The sequence below is a fragment of the Luteibacter sp. TLI7-4A genome, assembly GCF_056754745.1.
Genome location: NZ_JBPGWO010000001.1, coordinates 388,322 through 405,237 on the forward strand (window position 1 = coordinate 388,322; position 16,916 = coordinate 405,237).

The 16,916-nt window shown below is 65.0% G+C and carries 12 protein-coding genes; 8 read left to right on the forward strand and 4 right to left on the reverse strand.

The features are described from left to right. Window positions 1-32 precede the first annotated feature (32 nt). From nadC to ACR9Y6_RS01805, 3 genes are all read right to left on the reverse strand, one after another. Complete coding sequence (gene nadC / locus ACR9Y6_RS01795; protein ID WP_481279728.1) at window positions 33-905, reverse strand: carboxylating nicotinate-nucleotide diphosphorylase; 873 nt, start codon at window positions 903-905, stop codon at window positions 33-35. A 33-nt stretch (window positions 906-938) separates the two neighbouring features. After that, window positions 939-3,200 (reverse strand): DUF1631 domain-containing protein, encoded by a 2,262-nt coding sequence (locus tag ACR9Y6_RS01800; protein WP_481279729.1) that lies wholly within the window; start codon window positions 3,198-3,200, stop codon window positions 939-941. 84 nt (window positions 3,201-3,284) lie between these two features. Further along, window positions 3,285-3,566 (reverse strand): Trm112 family protein, encoded by a 282-nt coding sequence (locus ACR9Y6_RS01805; RefSeq protein ID WP_481279730.1) that lies wholly within the window; start codon window positions 3,564-3,566, stop codon window positions 3,285-3,287. 72 nt (window positions 3,567-3,638) lie between these two features. Here ACR9Y6_RS01805 and purE point away from each other — a divergent pair, with 72 nt between their 5' ends. Both purE and ACR9Y6_RS01815 read left to right on the forward strand, forming a co-directional pair. Further along, the gene (gene purE / locus ACR9Y6_RS01810; protein ID WP_481279731.1) at window positions 3,639-4,154 is read left to right on the forward strand and encodes a 5-(carboxyamino)imidazole ribonucleotide mutase; all 516 of its coding nucleotides are present in this window, start codon (window positions 3,639-3,641) and stop codon (window positions 4,152-4,154) included. Continuing rightward, a complete protein-coding gene (locus tag ACR9Y6_RS01815) occupies window positions 4,151-5,305 on the forward strand; it encodes a 5-(carboxyamino)imidazole ribonucleotide synthase (protein WP_481279732.1) in 1,155 nt (384 codons plus the stop codon). Before purE ends, ACR9Y6_RS01815 begins: the two co-directional genes overlap by 4 nt. Before the next feature lie 333 nt (window positions 5,306-5,638). Here ACR9Y6_RS01815 and ACR9Y6_RS01820 read toward each other — a convergent pair whose 3' ends face one another. After that, on the reverse strand, window positions 5,639-6,217 hold the full coding sequence (locus ACR9Y6_RS01820; RefSeq protein WP_481279733.1) for a superoxide dismutase: 579 nt from the start codon (window positions 6,215-6,217) through the stop codon (window positions 5,639-5,641). Between the two features lie 108 nt (window positions 6,218-6,325). Here ACR9Y6_RS01820 and grxD point away from each other — a divergent pair, with 108 nt between their 5' ends. The 6 genes from grxD to ACR9Y6_RS01850 all read left to right on the forward strand — a co-directional run bounded on the left by grxD (window position 6,326) and on the right by ACR9Y6_RS01850 (window position 16,874). Then, window positions 6,326-6,649 (forward strand): Grx4 family monothiol glutaredoxin, encoded by a 324-nt coding sequence (gene grxD / locus ACR9Y6_RS01825; protein ID WP_481279734.1) that lies wholly within the window; start codon window positions 6,326-6,328, stop codon window positions 6,647-6,649. Next, window positions 6,646-7,419: an SDR family NAD(P)-dependent oxidoreductase gene (locus tag ACR9Y6_RS01830; protein ID WP_481279735.1), complete on the forward strand. Its 774-nt coding sequence runs from the start codon at window positions 6,646-6,648 to the stop codon at window positions 7,417-7,419. The genes grxD and ACR9Y6_RS01830 overlap by 4 nt, the downstream gene beginning before the upstream one ends. Window positions 7,420-7,453: 34 nt before the next feature. Then, window positions 7,454-8,050 (forward strand): YhgN family NAAT transporter, encoded by a 597-nt coding sequence (locus ACR9Y6_RS01835; protein WP_481282673.1) that lies wholly within the window; start codon window positions 7,454-7,456, stop codon window positions 8,048-8,050. A 215-nt stretch (window positions 8,051-8,265) separates the two neighbouring features. Further along, window positions 8,266-9,972, forward strand: coding sequence for a bifunctional ornithine lipid synthase OlsF (gene olsF, locus ACR9Y6_RS01840; protein WP_481279736.1), 1,707 nt, complete (start codon window positions 8,266-8,268; stop codon window positions 9,970-9,972). Between the two features lie 400 nt (window positions 9,973-10,372). Then, window positions 10,373-12,826 (forward strand): TonB-dependent receptor, encoded by a 2,454-nt coding sequence (locus ACR9Y6_RS01845; protein ID WP_481279737.1) that lies wholly within the window; start codon window positions 10,373-10,375, stop codon window positions 12,824-12,826. Window positions 12,827-13,517: 691 nt separating this feature from the next. Continuing rightward, complete coding sequence (locus tag ACR9Y6_RS01850; protein WP_481279738.1) at window positions 13,518-16,874, forward strand: TonB-dependent receptor; 3,357 nt, start codon at window positions 13,518-13,520, stop codon at window positions 16,872-16,874. Window positions 16,875-16,916: the final 42 nt, after the last annotated feature.

The following is a 16,916-nucleotide window of genomic DNA, read 5'->3' on the forward strand; positions in this document are numbered from 1 at the left end:
CGGTTGTGCCGACCACAAGTCCCTGGCGGCCGTCAGTGCTTCACGTCCAGCCGCAGGGACAGGTCGATCGCCCGGACATGCTTGGTCAGCGCGCCGCTGGAGATGAAATCCACCCCCGTTTCCGCGATCGCGCGGACGGTGTCGAGCTCCACGTTGCCGGAGACCTCCAGCGGAATGCGTCCCGCCGTGTACTCCACGGCTTCCTTGAGCATGGCTGGCGTGAAATTGTCCAGCAAGGCGCGATCGGCGTCGGCGGCGATCGCCTCGGCCAGTTCGTCCAGGGTTTCCACTTCCACGATCAGAGGGAGGGACGGGTGGATCATGCGCGCGGCACGCACGGCGGCCGGGATGCCGCCGGCGGCGATGATGTGGTTTTCCTTCAGCATCATCGCATCGAACAGGCCGATGCGATGATTCGTGCCGCCGCCGCAGCGCACCGCGTACTTCTGCGCGCGTCGCAGGCCTGGGATGGTCTTCCGCGTGTCGAGGATGCGCGTGCGGGTGCCCGCCAGCGCATCCACGTAACGCGCGGTGACGGTGGCCGTCGACGACAGCAGTTGCAGGAAATTGAGCGCCGACCGTTCGGCCGTGACCAGCGCCCGCGCCTTGCCCGCCAGGCGGCATACCGTCGCTCCCGCCGCCACGCGGTCGCCGTCGTGGACCAGCCATTCCACCCGCACGTCTGGATCGAGCTTGCGGAAGCACGCCTCGAACCACGCCGCGCCACACAGCACGGCATCTTCGCGGCAGGTCAGCACGGCGGTGGCGGTCGCCTTCGCATCGAGCAGGTCGGCCGTGGCGTCGCCCGGCCCCACGTCTTCGACGAAGGCGCGTTCGACATCGGCAAGGATCTCGCTCGCCGACGGTAGCGCGTCGGCCAGGTGTCGCGGATCGTCAGGGCTCATCGGCAGGCGGCTTCCGTGGAAGAGGCCGCTACCTTATTCGGGTTGGCGAAGCTTTTCCACGATCGCGTCCATCGCGCGGTCGAACAACAGCGTGGAATCGAGCACGCGCGCCGTGCCGCTGGCGAAGGCCTGCGCGAGGCCGGCGAGGCTGTGGTCGGCGACCTTCAGGCCACGACGGTTCACGAACAGGTAGCGGCCGCTGATCGGGCTGATCCACGACAGCTTGGCGCGATCGGTGGTGCCATCGGCGGCGGTGAACTCCAGCCACTGGCCCACCTTCAACTCGCGCGCCTGGGCGAGATTGCGCTCGTCGAAGGCTTCGTCGAGCAGGGAATCGACTTCGTCGTCCGGTTCCGATTCGGCTACCGGTTCCTCGATGGCCTGGATGGCCTCGGGCAGGGGCATCACGCTGGCGACGATGGTCCCCGATACGGTCTCGCCCACGGCCTCGCCGAGTTGCTGGCGGTAGAACGCGTGCAACTGGCCCAGCAGCTGTTCCGTGTCGGTTTCCTGGAAGGCCACGGCCGCGAGGCCGCGACGCAACGAGCGCTCGATGCCGGGAAGCATCGCGCGCAGGTCGCGCCGGCCGTTGAGGTCGTGCACCGGCTGCGCGCTGGCGATGAAATCGTCGATGAAGCGCAGCGAGTCGCGGAATTCCTGGGATTCCTCGCCCTGGCGGAGCAGGGTGAGCACGATGTAGTTGGCCCACGCACGGGTCAGTATGCCGTAGACGAGCGGCGGCAGCGAAGCCCCGCCGATACGGCCGACGATTTCCTGCGCGGCCCGGCGGCGCGCTTGCTCGAGCTTCTCGCGGCCCCGCGTGGACTCGGCGACGCGTTGCTCGGCGAGTTCGGCGCGCTTGCGGCTGACGTCGAGGAAATCCTGCAGTTCGCCGGCAAGGCGGGTGAAGATCGCCGTGTCGTCGTCGAAGTCGTGCAGCAGGCGTTCGACGATCGACTTCATCTTGTCGAACAGACGTCCGTCGCGGTCCGCTTCGGCCGACCATCCCTTCGCCGCGTCGGCGAGCGCGTCGAGCAGCTGGCGCGCGGGGTGCGACTTGTGCGCGAACATCCGGCGGTCGAGCAGCGCCACCTTGAGGTAGGGAATCTGCAGGCGCGCGAGCAGCACCTGCATTTCCGTCGGCAGGTTGTCGTCCTCGAGGATGAACTCGAAAAGCATGCCGACGAGATCGATGGTGTCCTCGTCCATGCCCGACACATGCGCGGTCTGCTGGCCACGCAGTTGCCCGATCTGGGCGAGAAGCTGTTCCTTCAACTGGGCCACGTCACGACTGACGTCGGCCTGGGTGGCGAGCGGCGCGGCGGTGTTCGGCAGCGTGGCGATCTGGCTCTGCAACAGGGTCAGCGCGCCGAGCAATTCCGCCGGGCTGGGCAGGGGGCCGGTCGGCAGCGGGGTGCCCACGGGGCCGCCCACCGCCGGCACGCTGTCGCGACGCGCCGAGAACAGCGCATGCAGCGACTGCATGAATTCCGCGGCGGCGGCGTCCGTCACCGGCGTGGCGGACGCCTGCGGCACGGCGACCGCGGAGACCGGGCCGATCGGTGCCGGCGCGTCGCTACGCCGGGTGGATATCTCGTGGCGCAGCTGCGGTAGGACACCGGCGCTGGCCAGTTCATTGTTGATGTCGTCGTAGAGTTCGTCGATGCCGGCGAGCACGTAGCGGTCGAACAGCTTGTAGATGATCAGCTTGACCCGGACCTCGACCATCAGCTCGCGCATGGCCTGGCGGAACGCGCCGGCCAGCGAGGCCGGCCCGACCGGGTTGGATGCGTCATCCATCTTGTTGCCGCCGCAGATCACCGACAGCCGCTGGTTCACGGCGAACAGGGCGCGCGCCAGGCGCTGCTCGTTCTTGCCGATCATGCTGGTGATCGCGAGGGATTCTTCCAGTTCGTTCTCGCCGACGAGGCTGAGTTCGATATTGGCGAGTGGCCGGCCGGCGCCGTCGGCGTCCGGGGCCCGGGTGCGGCCCGCGGAGAAATCGGCCAGGTCGCGCGCGACCTGGCCGAGGAAGGTGCGCTCGACGATCGCCCGCTTCTTGCGGACCTCGCGCATGCCGTCGAAGAACTGGGTCTGGGCCGCGTTGTTCTCGGCCTTCTCGGCGAGGTCGAACAGGGCGTCGTCGATGTTCTCGAACATGTTCGACGCCAGAGCGTGCAGGCGCTTCGTGGCCAGCCCGCGCACCGTCACCAGCAACGCGCCCACGCTCTCACTGCGCGGGTCCAGGCGCTGACTGAGATCGACGACGTTGGACGGCTCGCTCGCGTTGTTCATCGCGCATCCTGGATGTTCTGGCCCCCGCCTGAAGCGTCATTGTGCGGGAACCAATGCTTTATAGCGTGACTCGCGTCACGGATTTCAGGCGCGACCCGTTTCTGGCGCGAAGCCCGACAACTGGAGGGTGCCGATGCCTGCCTCGGGCAACATGACGGGAATGCCGTCTTCCACCCGGTAGACCAGCTGGCCGTCGGTGGTGATGAGCCCCTCGCTGATCGGGTCGGCGACTTTCTCGCCGGCGACCGTGTCGACCGCCCCGGCACGGATCGCTCCGTTGAGCTGGTCGCGCTCGGTCGCCGTGAGGGGGCGCAGCGGGCGTTTGCTGACAGGGCAGCAGAGGATGTCGAGTAGACGCTTGTCCATGGGAAGTGGCCCCGGGGGCCAACCTGATAAACGGGAATGCCTTTACAATAGCGACTTTTGGGTGCTCGGGCCATGACTTCCAACGAGGGTAACGAAGCGAACGCGCCGCGCGTGGGCGTGGTGATGGGTTCGCGTTCGGACTGGGAAACCATGGAGCACGCCTCCGCCACGCTGACCCGCATGGGCATCGTCCACGAGGTCCGCGTCGTGTCGGCGCACCGCACGCCCGACCTGCTTTTCGACTACGCCGAAACGGCCCGCGCGCGGGGCATCCAGGTGATCATCGCCGGTGCCGGCGGGGCGGCCCATCTGCCGGGCATGATCGCGGCGAAGACGGCCCTGCCGGTGTTCGGCGTGCCGGTGCAGTCCAAGGCCCTCAACGGCATGGATTCCCTCCTTTCGATCGCCCAGATGCCGGCCGGCGTGCCGGTGGGCACCCTGGCCATCGGGCGCGCCGGCGCCACCAACGCGGCCTTGCTCGCCGCGTCCGTGCTGGCACTGCACGATCCGGCCGTGGCCGAAGCGCTGGACAACTTCCGTGCCGCGCAGACCCGGTCCGTCCTCGACCATCCGGACCCGCGCACATGAGCCGCACGCTCCCCACCGTCGGTATCCTCGGTGGCGGGCAGCTCGCCCGCATGCTGGCCCTGGCGGCGGCCCCGCTGGGCATCCGTACGCTCGCGGTCGACGGCGCCGCCGATGCCTGCGCCGGGCAGGTGTCCGGGCTGGTGGTCGCCCCCTGGGACGACGAAACGGCATTGGCGGAATTCGCCAGGCAGGTGGACGTGGTCACCTTCGACTTCGAGAACGTGCCCGCGGCCACGGCCGAACGGCTCGCCGGGTTGGTCAAGGTGTTTCCGAACCCGCGCGCCCTGGCCGTGGCCCAGGACAGGCTGTCCGAGAAAACCTTGTTCCGCGAGTCCGGCCTGAATACGCCGGAATTCGCCGTGGTCGATACCCGCGACGACCTGGTCGCGGCGGTCGGCCGCATCGGCCTCCCTGCGATCCTCAAGACGCGCCGCCTCGGCTATGATGGCAAGGGGCAGTTCCGGTTGAAGGTTCCGGCGGATATCGATGCCGCCTGGGCGGCGCTCGGCGACGCCGCGTCCAGGCATGGGCTGATCCTGGAGGCCTTCGTCCCGTTCGATCGCGAATTGTCCGTACTGGCCGTGCGCGGCCGCGACGGCGCGTTCCGCACCTGGCCGCTCACCCGTAACTGGCATGTGGACGGCGTGCTCTCGCTGAGCCTGGCGCCCGCGCCGGGTACTTCCGATGCGCTGGAACACGAGGCCGTCGCCCATGCGCGGGCCATCGCCGAACGGCTGGATTACGTCGGCGTGTTCGCGCTGGAATTGTTCGTCCGCGGTAACGAGTTGCTGGGCAACGAGATGGCGCCACGCGTGCACAACTCGGGGCACTGGACCATCGAGGGTGCGCATACCAGCCAGTTCGAGAACCATATCCGCGCCGTGCTCGGCCTTCCGCTGGGAGACACCGGCGTGCGCGGGGCCAGCGCCATGCTCAACTGGATCGGCGAGATGCCCGACCCGGCGCCGGTGCTGTCCGCCGTCGACGGCCATTGGCACGACTACGGCAAGGAAGCCCGTCCCGGTCGCAAGGTAGGCCACGCGACGATCTGCGCCACCGATGCCGGCAGCCTGCGGGCGAAGCTGGTGGAGGTGGGGGCCGCGCTGGGGCGGGAAGAACAGGTGGCCCCGGCTGTCGAGGCGCTGGGCTAAGCGGTCGAGGCACGGGGCCGAGAGGGCCCCTGTGGAAAGCCTCTTCTGTAGAAGGCCTCTTCTGGGGAAAAACCCCCTGCGAAAAGGTCCTGTGGGAGCCGCTTCAGCGGCGATGGTTGCTTGCCTCGAACTGGCCCGCTAGCGCGGGATCGCCGCTGAAGCGGCTCCCACGGAGGCGGGCTCCCACGGAGTGCGGGCTCCCACGGAGGTTTCTTCAGGGGCTCCGTAGGGATTACCGCAGGGGCATGGGCTCGGCGGGTAACGAAAAGGCCAGGTCTCGCGACCCGGCCTTTCTCATTTCGTAGCTAGGGCGCTGAAACCGCCCTTTGGGACTCAGGCGAGGTTCTTCGCCGCGAAATCCCAGTTCACGATGTTCCAGAACGCTTCCAGGTACTTCGGACGGGCGTTGCGGTAATCGATGTAATACGCGTGTTCCCACACGTCGGCCGTGAACAGCGGCTTGTCGCTGCCGGTGATCGGGGTGGCGGCGTTCGACGTGTTGACGATCGCCAGGGAGCCGTCCGGACGCTGCACCAGCCAGGTCCAGCCCGAGCCGAAGTTGGCGGCGGCCTGCTTGGCGAATTCTTCCTTGAACTTGTCGACCGAACCGAAGGCCTTGGTCAGTGCGTCGGCCAGCTTCGCCGGCGGCTCGGCGCCGCCCGGGGCACGCATCGAGTGCCAGTAGAAGGTGTGGTTCCAGATCTGCGCCGCATTGTTGAAGATGCCGCCGGACGAGGTCTTGACGATGTCTTCCAGGCTCTTGCCCTCGAACTCCGTCCCCTTGATCAGGTTGTTGAGGTTCGTGACGTAGGTCTGGTGGTGCTTGCCGTGGTGGAATTCCAGGGTCTCAGCGGAGATGTGCGGCTCCAGGGCATTCTTTTCGTACGGGAGCGGGGGAAGTTCGAACGCCATTGCGGGACTCCTTAGCGGTGGCTGGGGGAAAGGGCGTAGGCAGGGGGCGTCAGGCCGTGCGCTGCTACACTATGCAACTAGTCGCATTCTAATGATGAAAACCGAGCTATGGACGTCGTAGACGAGATCAAGGCCATCGTGGCGGCCCACCCGATCGTGCTTTTCATGAAAGGCACGCCGGAATACCCGACCTGCGGCTTCTCCGATCGCGCCGTGAAAGCCTTGCAGGCGGCCGGCGCGGCGTTCCACGCGGTGAACGTGCTGGCCGATCCGCGCATCCGAGCGGGCTTGCCGCACTATTCGAACTGGCCGACGTTCCCGCAGTTGTTCCTTCTGGGTGAATTCATCGGCGGCTGCGATATCGTCGAAGACCTGCACGCCGCGGGCGAGTTGAAGCGCATGGCGGCCGACGTGGCCGGGGCCGCGACGTGAACGCCTTGCATTCCACCCGCTTGCCCGAGGACTGGTCCGTGGCGCCAGGAGCGCTCGCGGGCCGCGTGGTGATCGTCACCGGTGCCACCGGCGGCCTCGGCGGCGAAACGGCGAAAGCGGCGATTCGCGCGGGAGCCACGGTGGTGATCACCGGGCGCAAGGTACGCGCGCTGGAGAAACGCTACGACGAACTCGTCGCGCTCGGCGGCAGCGAACCGGTGATCCATCCGCTGGACCTGGAAAGCGCCACGCCCGCGGATTACGCCGCGCTGGCCGAAGGCATCGAGGGCGAGTTCGGCCGCCTCGACGGCATCGTGCATGCCGCCGCGCACTTCAACGAGTTGACTCCCATCGCGATGCACAAGCCTGACGACTGGCTGCGCGCGATGCAGGTGAACGTGTCGGCGCCGTTCGCATTGACCCAGGCATGCATGCCCTTGCTCACGCGGGCCCCGGACAGCGCCGTGGTTTTCGTGCTGGACGATCCGGAACTGCTTTCGCGTGCCCACTGGGGCGGTTATGGCGTCTCCAAGGCCGCGGTGGAGCGCATGGCCGCGGTGCTGCACGCCGAGAACGGCCGCGGCCCCATGCGCGTGCATACGCTGTTGCCCATGCCGATGCGCACCGCCTTGCGTCGCGCGGCGTATTACGGCGAGAACACGCTGGAAAAACCGCTGCCCACCGCCGCGGCCGATGCCATCGTCTACCTGCTTTCCGGTGCCGGCGCGGATGCGCGCGGCGCCGTGCTCGATCTACGCCCCACCCACTGACCTGCCGCAGGAGTTCTCCCCCATGGAAGCGCAGATGACGACGTTGTCCGCGGGCATCCTGCTGTTCCTGATCATGGATCCGCTGGGCAATATCCCGTTGTTCCTCGCCCTGCTGAAGGACGTGCCGCCGCAGCGCCGGCGCAAGGTGATGGTGCGCGAGTTGCTCATCGCCCTGGCCGTCCTGGTCGCCTTCCTGCTTGGCGGCCAGTACATCCTCAAGGTGCTGCAGCTGCGCCAGGAATCGGTGAGCATCGCCGGTGGCATCGTGCTGTTCCTCATCGGCATCCGCATGGTCTTCCCGCCGGTGGAAGGCGGCGTGTTCGGCAAGACGGGGGAGGGCGAACCCTTCATCGTGCCGATGGCCATCCCCGGCGTCGCCGGCCCCTCGGCCATGGCCGCCCTCCTGCTGCTGACCAATTCCCAGCCTGGCCGCACGGCGGAATGGGGCATCGCCCTGTTCCTGGCCTGGCTGACCACCGCGATCATCCTGCTCAGTTCCACCTTCCTGTTCCGCTGGCTGGGCGAGAGCGTCCTCACGGCCCTGGAGCGGCTCATGGGCATGCTGCTCATCGCCTTGTCGGTGCAGATGTTCCTCGCCGGCATTTCGGCCTATCTGCACCTGGCGGTTTGATACGTCAGGGTGATTGCCGCAAGAACATACGTGGCGGTAGGGTTACTGTCATAATTGCCCGCGAGCATGGCCGGGGCCAGGAAAGCTCCTGGCACCGGGCATGGGTCGAAAGCCCTCTCAGGGGCAAAGAGGATGTTCGAAGGCACTATGAGAAATCACGACTCCGCACCGGCCCGGCAAGGTAGCCATCGTTCGACGTCAAGGGATCCCAAGTCATGCTGAGCATCGATCAGACCCTGCTGGAGCGCATGCCATGGCTGGCCCAGCACCCTCGTCTCCGCAAGCCGCTCGTCGGCATGCTGGAAACCCTGGCCCACGAAGACCGCTTCAATCGCACGCTGGCGTTTGCCGGCCCCGCGCAAGGTTTCGAATTCTGCGAGAAGACGCTGGATTACCTCGGCGTCAGCTGTCGCGTCACCGAACGCGAACGCGAGAACATCCCTGTCGAAGGGCCGTTGATCGTCGTGGCCAACCATCCGCTGGGCATGGTCGACGCGATCGCCCTCATCCAGCTGATCGGTTCGGTCCGCCGCGATGTCCGCATCCTCGGTAACGACGTGCTGTCGGCGGTGCCGCAGCTGGGATCGTTGCTGCTGAAGGTGGATGTCTTCGGCAAAGGCGCCACGTCCAGGATGCGCGCCGTGTTCCGCGCGGTCGAGGCGGGCGAGGTGCTCATTATGTTCCCGGCGGGCGAAGTGTCGCGCATGCGCCCCGGCGGCGTGCGCGATGGCAAGTGGTCGGACGGCTTCGCGCGCATCGCCATGCGCGCCGGCGTGCCGGTGCTTCCGGTGCATATCGCCGCGCGCAATTCGGTCGCCTTCTACGGACTGTCGATGCTGGCCAAGCCGCTGAGCACGGCGATGCTTCCGCGCGAGGCTACCTCGGGCAAGCAGCGGGTGGGTTTCCGCATCGGCAAGCTCGTCGACTCCGAGGAATTGAAACAGGCCAGTGGCGGTTCGTCCGAGCGGGCGGCCAAGCTGATGCGCCGGCACGTGTATCGCGTCGCACGCCAGCGCGGCCTCGTTTTCGGTGGACAAACCCCGCTGGCGCATCCCGAGCCCGTGGAGCGCGTGGTCGCCGAACTGGACAAGGCCGAATTGCTGGCCGAGCTTCCCGATGGCAAGCGCATCCTGCTGTTGCAAGGCTCCAGCGACAGCTACGCCATGCGCGAGATCGGACGCCTGCGTGAGTTGACCTTCCGACGCGTGGGTGAGGGTACCGGCAAGCGCCGCGATCTCGACGCCTACGATCCGCTCTACGAGCACCTCGTATTGTGGGACGCCAAGGCCTTGCGCATCGTGGGTGCGTACCGGTTCGGTCATGGCGGCCGCCTCATCACCCAGTACGGCATGAGCGCGCTGTATACCTCCAGCCTGTTCGATTATTCGCCGGCACTGGAGTCACGCCTCGCCCAGGGCCTGGAACTCGGGCGCAGCTTCATCGCACCCGCTTACTGGCGCTCACGGGCGCTCGATCAACTCTGGCAGGGCATCGGCCTCTACCTGCAACGGCATCGCGAACTGCGTTACCTGTTCGGGCCCGTGAGCATGTCGGTGAGCATGCCGCGAGAGGCGCGCGAATGGATCGCCGCCGCGCACCAGCATTTCTTCGGCGTGCAGGGCCTGGCCGCCGCACGCCAGCCGTTCGTGATTCCGGAAGCCACCATCGAGTCGGTACGCCGCGAACTGGAAGGCCTCGATCCCGCCCAAGGCCTCGGCAAGCTGAAGCATCGCCTCGATGCCCTCGGCGTGACCTTGCCGGTGCTTTACCGCCAGTACGTCGACCTGGTCGAGCCGCAGGGCGTGCAGTTCCTCGCGTTCGGCGAGGACCCCGAGTTCGCCGGTTGCGTCGACGGGCTCGTGATGCTCGACCTCGCGTCGCTCAAGCCGGCGAAGCGCTCGCGTTACCTCGGCAAGGATTGACTCGTCCGGACCGGCCGGAAGGTATTCCGGTCGGCCGGTTTTTCGAGGCGCGTTGGCTCGTGTAGAACTAGCCTGTTTCCCGCCGATGGGAAGTGTCAGATAATCGCTAAACTGTCATTCGGCAGTGTTAGGGTATTGCCTCGCTAAGAGATAAACGTCGCCCACGTCAGTGACTTGGGTGCTCAGTGGATCATTCGGTGTTTTTTTGTCCCGGCCATGTTGCCGGGCGATTCGCCGTGTCTGGAGAAAACATTTTTTCTTGCGCAAACGTAATAACTATCGACGCTGAGATAATCGTCAATTAATTACGAAAACCATTATTTCCAGTGACGGATCGAATGATTTCGCGCGGCCTCGGGAAGGGCCCACCAAACAAACATCCTCTTCAGGAAACCAGTCGATGAACCGCAATTCCCTTTCGGCCGCGATCGCCGTGACGCTTTTCGTGGCCGCAGGCGCCGTGTTGGCCCAGGACGCGCAGAATGCCGAGGCCACCGGCACGCAGCCGCAACGTTCCAACGTGGCGAGCAGCTCGAACACGACGAACGACAACGCCACGCGCCGCGCCACCCAGCAGATGAGCGAGGTGCAGGTGAAGGCCAACTCGCTGGCCCTCGGCGGCGGCCTGATGTCCATCCAGGACGCGCCGAAAGCCGTTTCCACGGTGTCCCGCGAGGCCATCGTCAAGGCGGCGCCGGGTGCGACCTTCGTGCAGGCGATCAACTCGATCCCGGGCGTGGTGTCGTCCACCGACGACTACACCGGCCTCAACGACGGCAACGCCAGCGTCCGGGGTTTTCCGCTCGACGAAATCGGTGTGACGGTCAACGGTGCGCCGATCAACGACAGCGGTAACTACAAGATCTACTCGTCCGAATACGGCGATACCGAGAACATGGGCGACATCACCGTCCAGCAGGGTTATCCGGACAATGATTCCCCGATCGCCGGCGCGGCCGGTGGCTCCATCGCCTGGGTGACGGTCGATCCGTCGCACCAGGCCGGCCTGGACTTCAGCCAGACCCTGGGCGACAACAGCTACCACCGCACGTTCGTGCGCCTCAATACGGGCGACCTCGGCCCCGTGCGCTCGTGGTTGTCGTATTCCAACAACGAAACGAACCTGTGGCGCGGCCGCGGCAAGTCGAAGGTGACCAAGATCGACGGCAAGTCGGTCTGGCAGATCGACGACAAGAACTCCATCTCGTTCTCGCTGCAATACAACCGCGAGGTCAAGACCAACTACGAGTCGCTGACGAAGGCCCAGGCCGCCGCCGACTACAAGCAGAGCTACCTCGGCACGTATACCCCGGGCAGCACCAGCAGCAACTATTACGCGCTGCACCAGAACCCGTTCCGCAACTACCTCGCCAGCCTCGACGGCGAGTTCACCCTCAGCGACAGCATGCGCCTGTCTGTCGTCCCGTATTTTCAGTATGGCTACGGCGGCGGTGGCAGCGGCAGCACGGTCACCGAGAATCCGCTGGCCAACGACAACTACTTCAAGTCGGTGAACGTCGACCTCGATGGCGATGGCAAGATCGGCGGCACGAAGCTGGTCAACTCGCTGAGCTATTCGTACACCTACCGTCCCGGTGTGATCGCGAAGCTCAATCAGGACCTGAGTGACAACAACAGCCTGGAATACGGCGTGTGGTACGAGCGTCCTCGCCAGCAGCAAGGTCAGGTGCTGGTCCCGGTGGACCCGTCGACCGGCGTACCGGTCGATACCTGGGGCAGGGACGTGCTGATCCGCTACCCGGATGGCAAGGTGCAGAAGGTGTACGACCAGTACACCACCACCACGAACGAGAAGGCCTTCGTCACCGACAACTGGACGCCGAACGACCAGTGGACGTTCTCCGGCAGCCTCGCGTACGTGTGGACCAAGCGTGATGGCTATATCGCCGAATACCCGAACTCGATCGGCTCGATCAGCGCGGCGGGGAAGGTGACCACGACGAATGCGCAGTTCGACGCGTCGCCTACGGCGACCTTCCACAAGTTCACGCCCACGGCGGGAGTGAAGTACCAGCTCAACGACGAGAATCAGTTCTACTTCGGCATCGGCAAGACGTTCCGTGCACCGATCAACGGCGCGCTGCTGAGCAACGCCCTGTACGGCTATGGCACGTCGGCCGCCGCCGCGCTGCCGAACAAGCCGGAAACCTCGACCACCGCCGACCTGGGCTGGCGCTTCTACGGCGAGCGCATCTCGGCGAACGTCGACGCTTATGCGTCCAACCTCAACAACAAGCAGGTCTCCGGTTTCGACCAGACGACCGCATTGACGGTCTATACGCAGCTGCCGAAGGTGCACATGCGCGGCCTCAATGCCGAGAGCAGCTTCAAGCTGGACGACCATTGGACGGTGTACGCGAACTATTCGTACGCGCGCGCCCTGATGCAGGACAACCTCGACTCGTTGGGCGACGGCATCTACAACACGAAGGGCAAGACCTTGCTCAACGTGCCGAAGAATTCGGGCTATGTCGCGGTCGACTACGCCAATGGTCCGTTCTGGGCTTCGCTTAGCGCCAAATACCAGGGCGCGATCTGGGGCGACTGGTCGAACACCGAGCGGGTGGGTGGCTACGCCACGATCGACCTGGGCACCGGCTGGAACTTCGACGACTTCTCGCCGTGGTTCCGCAAGCCGTACATCAAGGTCAACCTGTTCAACCTGGCCGACCGCAAGGCTCTCACCTATGCAGGCAACGTTTCCGCCTTCCTGGCCAGCAACCCGGCCAAGACCAAGGACGCGAACGGAACGACGCTCTACGCCGCGGCCCCCTACTACTCGATCCTGCAGGAACGCACCTTCATGGTGACCTTCGGCGCCTCGTTCTTCTGACGAAAACCGCAGCGCGAAGGGCCGAAAGGCCGCGACCCCGACGCCCCCCGAAAGAGGGGCGTTTTTTTGCCGAATTGGGACCTCGCCGAACGATGGAACCGGCTATGGCACCGGCTGTGGAACCGACCATGGAACCGACTCCGGGACCGACTATGGGACCAGTTGTGGGACCGGTTGTGGGACTAACTGTGGGAGCCGACCTTGTCGGCGATCCCGCGGCAGCGGGCCAGGTTACGGCCAGCCCCATCGCCGACAGGGTCGGCTCCCACCCGGCCCGCCAAGGCCTGCGAATCTCCGCGAAACCTCATAGGCATGTCGGAGGAGCTTGCGAGGGCGGCTCCCGTGAAACGCTGCGAGCGCGACCCGGTGGCTTCTCGACTCCCACCATCAACTCGCCCTGGTGAAAATAAATATATTTAAATAACAAAGTGTTAGAAGAAAAATCAGTCCACGTAGGAAAAAGTGGTATTTATCAAACCGGCGTGAAAACGTTACAAATCTGTCATACAATGCCGTTAAAGTTGGCTTAACAACTGTCGCCACCGGGCTCATGGATGTGACCGGGATCACACGAGACGACACAGCCAAAGATTGGGGAAAGCTCAAACGAACGCAGCACCCGGCCCACTGCCAGGTAGCCATTCGTTTGGCCAAAACTTTTTTCGTTGCAAGCCACAGGGTCGACCATTAGATGAATAGCCGAATCCGCGCCAAACTCCTGCCGCTGGCGATCGCATCGCTCTTCGCGGTGCCTGCGTTCGCGCAGGAAACGTCCTCGACGATCAGCGGCCGCGTGCTGGACGCCGCCGGCCAGCCGGTGGCCAATGCCACCGTCGTGATCGTCCACGAGCCCTCGGGCACCACGAAGACCACCACCACGGACGCGAGCGGCCGTTATTCGGCCCAGGGCCTGCGCGTCGGCGGTCCGTTCGACGTGACGGCGACGAAGGAAGGCAGCCCGTCGGTTCGCCAGGACAACGTGTACCTGCAGCTGGGTAGCGACACCGCCGTGAACCTGACCGTCGGCGCGGCCAGCGCCGCCGATGCCACCGCGCTGGGCGCGGTCACCGTGTCGGCCGTGTCCGGCCAGTTCACGTCCGAGAACAAGGGCCTGGGCACCAACATCTCGCAGCGCGAGCTGAAGGCCGCTCCGTCGCCGAGCCGCAACATCGCCGACATCGCCCGCCGCGATCCGCGCGTCAATGTCGACCACGGCACCGGCGCCATCTCGGCCAACGGCCAGAACACCCGTCTCAACAACATCAAGGTCGACGGCCTTGGCGTGGGCGACCCGTTCGGCCTGAACTCCACCGGCATGCCGACTGTCGGTTCGCCGGTGTCGCTCGACACGATCGACTCGTTCAACATCTCGACCGCCAACTACGACGTCGCTTCCGATACCGTCGGTGCCGAAATCAACGCGGTGACGAAGTCGGGTACCAACGACTTCCACGGCTCGGTCTACTACGGCTTCAAGAACGCAAGCAGCATGGTCGGCAAGGCCGGCTGGCTCGACGACAACCGCGACTACACCGAGTTCGACCGTAACTGGACGGCCGGTGCCACCGTCGGCGGCCCGATCATCAAGGACAAGCTGTTCTTCTTCGCGGGCTACGAGAAGGAAGAAGTCACCGGCCTGAGCTCGGGCGCCGTCAATGGCCTCGATCCGACGCTGAGCCGGTCGACGATCAACAAGGTCTCGCCGGGCGACCTGCAGAGCATCATCAACGCCGCCAACGGCCTCGGTCTCGTTCCGGGTTCGACCGGTGCCAACGCCGGTACGCTGGAAGACAAGCGCTACATCGCGAAGATCGACTGGAACATCACCGACGGTCACCGCATGAACCTTGCGTACTCGCGTACCAAGGAAACCAAGCCCAACCCGCAGGGCAACGGCACCTCGTCGATCGGCCTGTCGAGCTACTGGTACACGGTCAACACCGATATCAAGAACTATACGTTGCAGTCGTTCGACGACTGGAACGACGTGTTCTCGTCGGAGACCAAGGTCGGCTACAGCGACTACCAGCTCAACCGCTCGGTGGACAACCAGCAGCCGCAGGTCACGGTTCGCCTGAACAACACCGGCTTCGGTAGCAGCGCCACCGGTCCGACGATCAACCTGGGCGAAGACCAGTTCAGCCATTACAACTCCGCGTCGGTGAAGAGCCTCAACGCGATGTGGGCAGGCACGCTGTACCTCGGCGACCACACCATCAAGGGTGGTTTCGAGTGGGAACGCAACCGTATCTACAACCTGTTCGGTCGCACCGAGTTCGGCGCGTACACCTTCGGCAATAACGGCCTCGCCAACTTCGGCAACGGCCTGTACAGCAACTATTCGCTGTACCAGCCGGCTAGGGGTTACTCGCTCAACGACATCGCCGCCAAGTGGGAACTGCGCCGCCACACGTTCTTCCTGCAGGATACCTGGCAGGCCACGGACAACCTGTCCGTGCAGTATGGTTTCCGCGTCAACAAGTACTTGACGGACGACAAGCCGCTCTACAACGCCACGTTCGAGCAGAAGTACGGCTTCAGCAACGCCAATACGATCAACGGCAGCCAGCTCGTCGAGCCGCGCCTGTCGTTCAACTACACCTTCGACAGCGAATACAAGACGCAACTGCGCGGTGGCGTTGGCCTGTTCCAGTCCGATCCGCCGACCGTGTGGATGACGAATCCGTACCAGAACAACGGCATCAACATCGCCACGTACTCGTACGATCGTCAGGCCGACGGTGTCACGTGTCTCCTGGGTCGCCAGCTCCTGCCGTGCCCGCAGTTCAGCCCCGATCCGCACAACCAGCCGACCACGGGCAACGGCACCATCCCGCAGATGGCTGTCGATACCGTCGACAAGAACTTCAACCTGCCGAGCGTCTGGAAGTCGTCGTTGGCTTTCGATCGTGAGTTGCCCTGGCAGGGCATCATCGCGAGCATCGAATGGCAGCACCTCGATGTCCGTGATGGCATTCTGTACCAGAACCTCAATCTCGGCGCCCCGACCGGCGTCATGCCGGACGGACGCTACACGTACGCCGGCTGCATTGGTGGTTCGACTGCCGTTGGTGGTCCGACCGGCGCGAACTGCCGGACGAACCTCAGTGGCTCGAACACCGGTGGCTCCTTTGCCCGCGCCCGTGCTGACGGCCGCTTCGCCCAGGGTGTCACCTATCTGACCAACACGAAGAAGGGTGGCGCGGACACCGTCACGCTTTCGTTCTCGAAGCCGATGGCCGATGGCTGGTCCTGGAGCGTCGCTGCGACCGGCGGTCACTCGACCGAGGTCAATCCGGGCACCTCCAGCCAGGCGACGTCGAACTACTCGAACAGCGCCTGGTACAACCCGAACGAAGACGTCGCTTCCACGGCGAACACGAACATCTCGAAGCGCCTCAACGCGTCGATCACGTGGCAGCACAACTTCTTCGGTGATTACGCCACCACCGTCAGCATGTTCTACGACGGACACACGGGCGTTCCGTATAGCTGGATCTTCGGCAACGATTCGAACGGCGACAGCTATTCGAAGGATCTGGCGTACATCCCGACCCGCGGCGACGGCACGATCTTCCGCAACTCCGGCGGCACGGCGGCGGCTTCGCAGCAGCTGGTCAACCAGTTCTACGACTTCATCCAGAACGACAACTACCTGCGCAAGGAGCAGGGCAAGGTTGCCAAGCGCAACGGCGCCACGTCGGCCTGGGTCAACCAGATCGACCTGAGCCTGAGCCAGGAAGTGCCCGGTATCTTCAAGGGCAACAAGGGCGAGATCCGTCTCGACATCTACAATTTCCTGAACCTGGTGAACAAGGATTGGGGCCAGCAGTCGTACATCGGCTTCCCGTACACCCGTAACCTCGCCAACTTCGGTGGCGTGGACCCGACCACGGGCAAGTACATCTACAACCTGCCGACCGATGCCAACGGTAACTACCAGCCGGGCCTGAAGGGCATCTACGACGCCCCGACCGACAACAGCGCGACCAAGGTCAACCCGGTCTCGCGTTGGTCCGCCATGCTGACCGTGCGCTACACGTTCTAAGCGAAGGATTCGCTGCACGACCCGAAGGCCGGTACCCGCGAG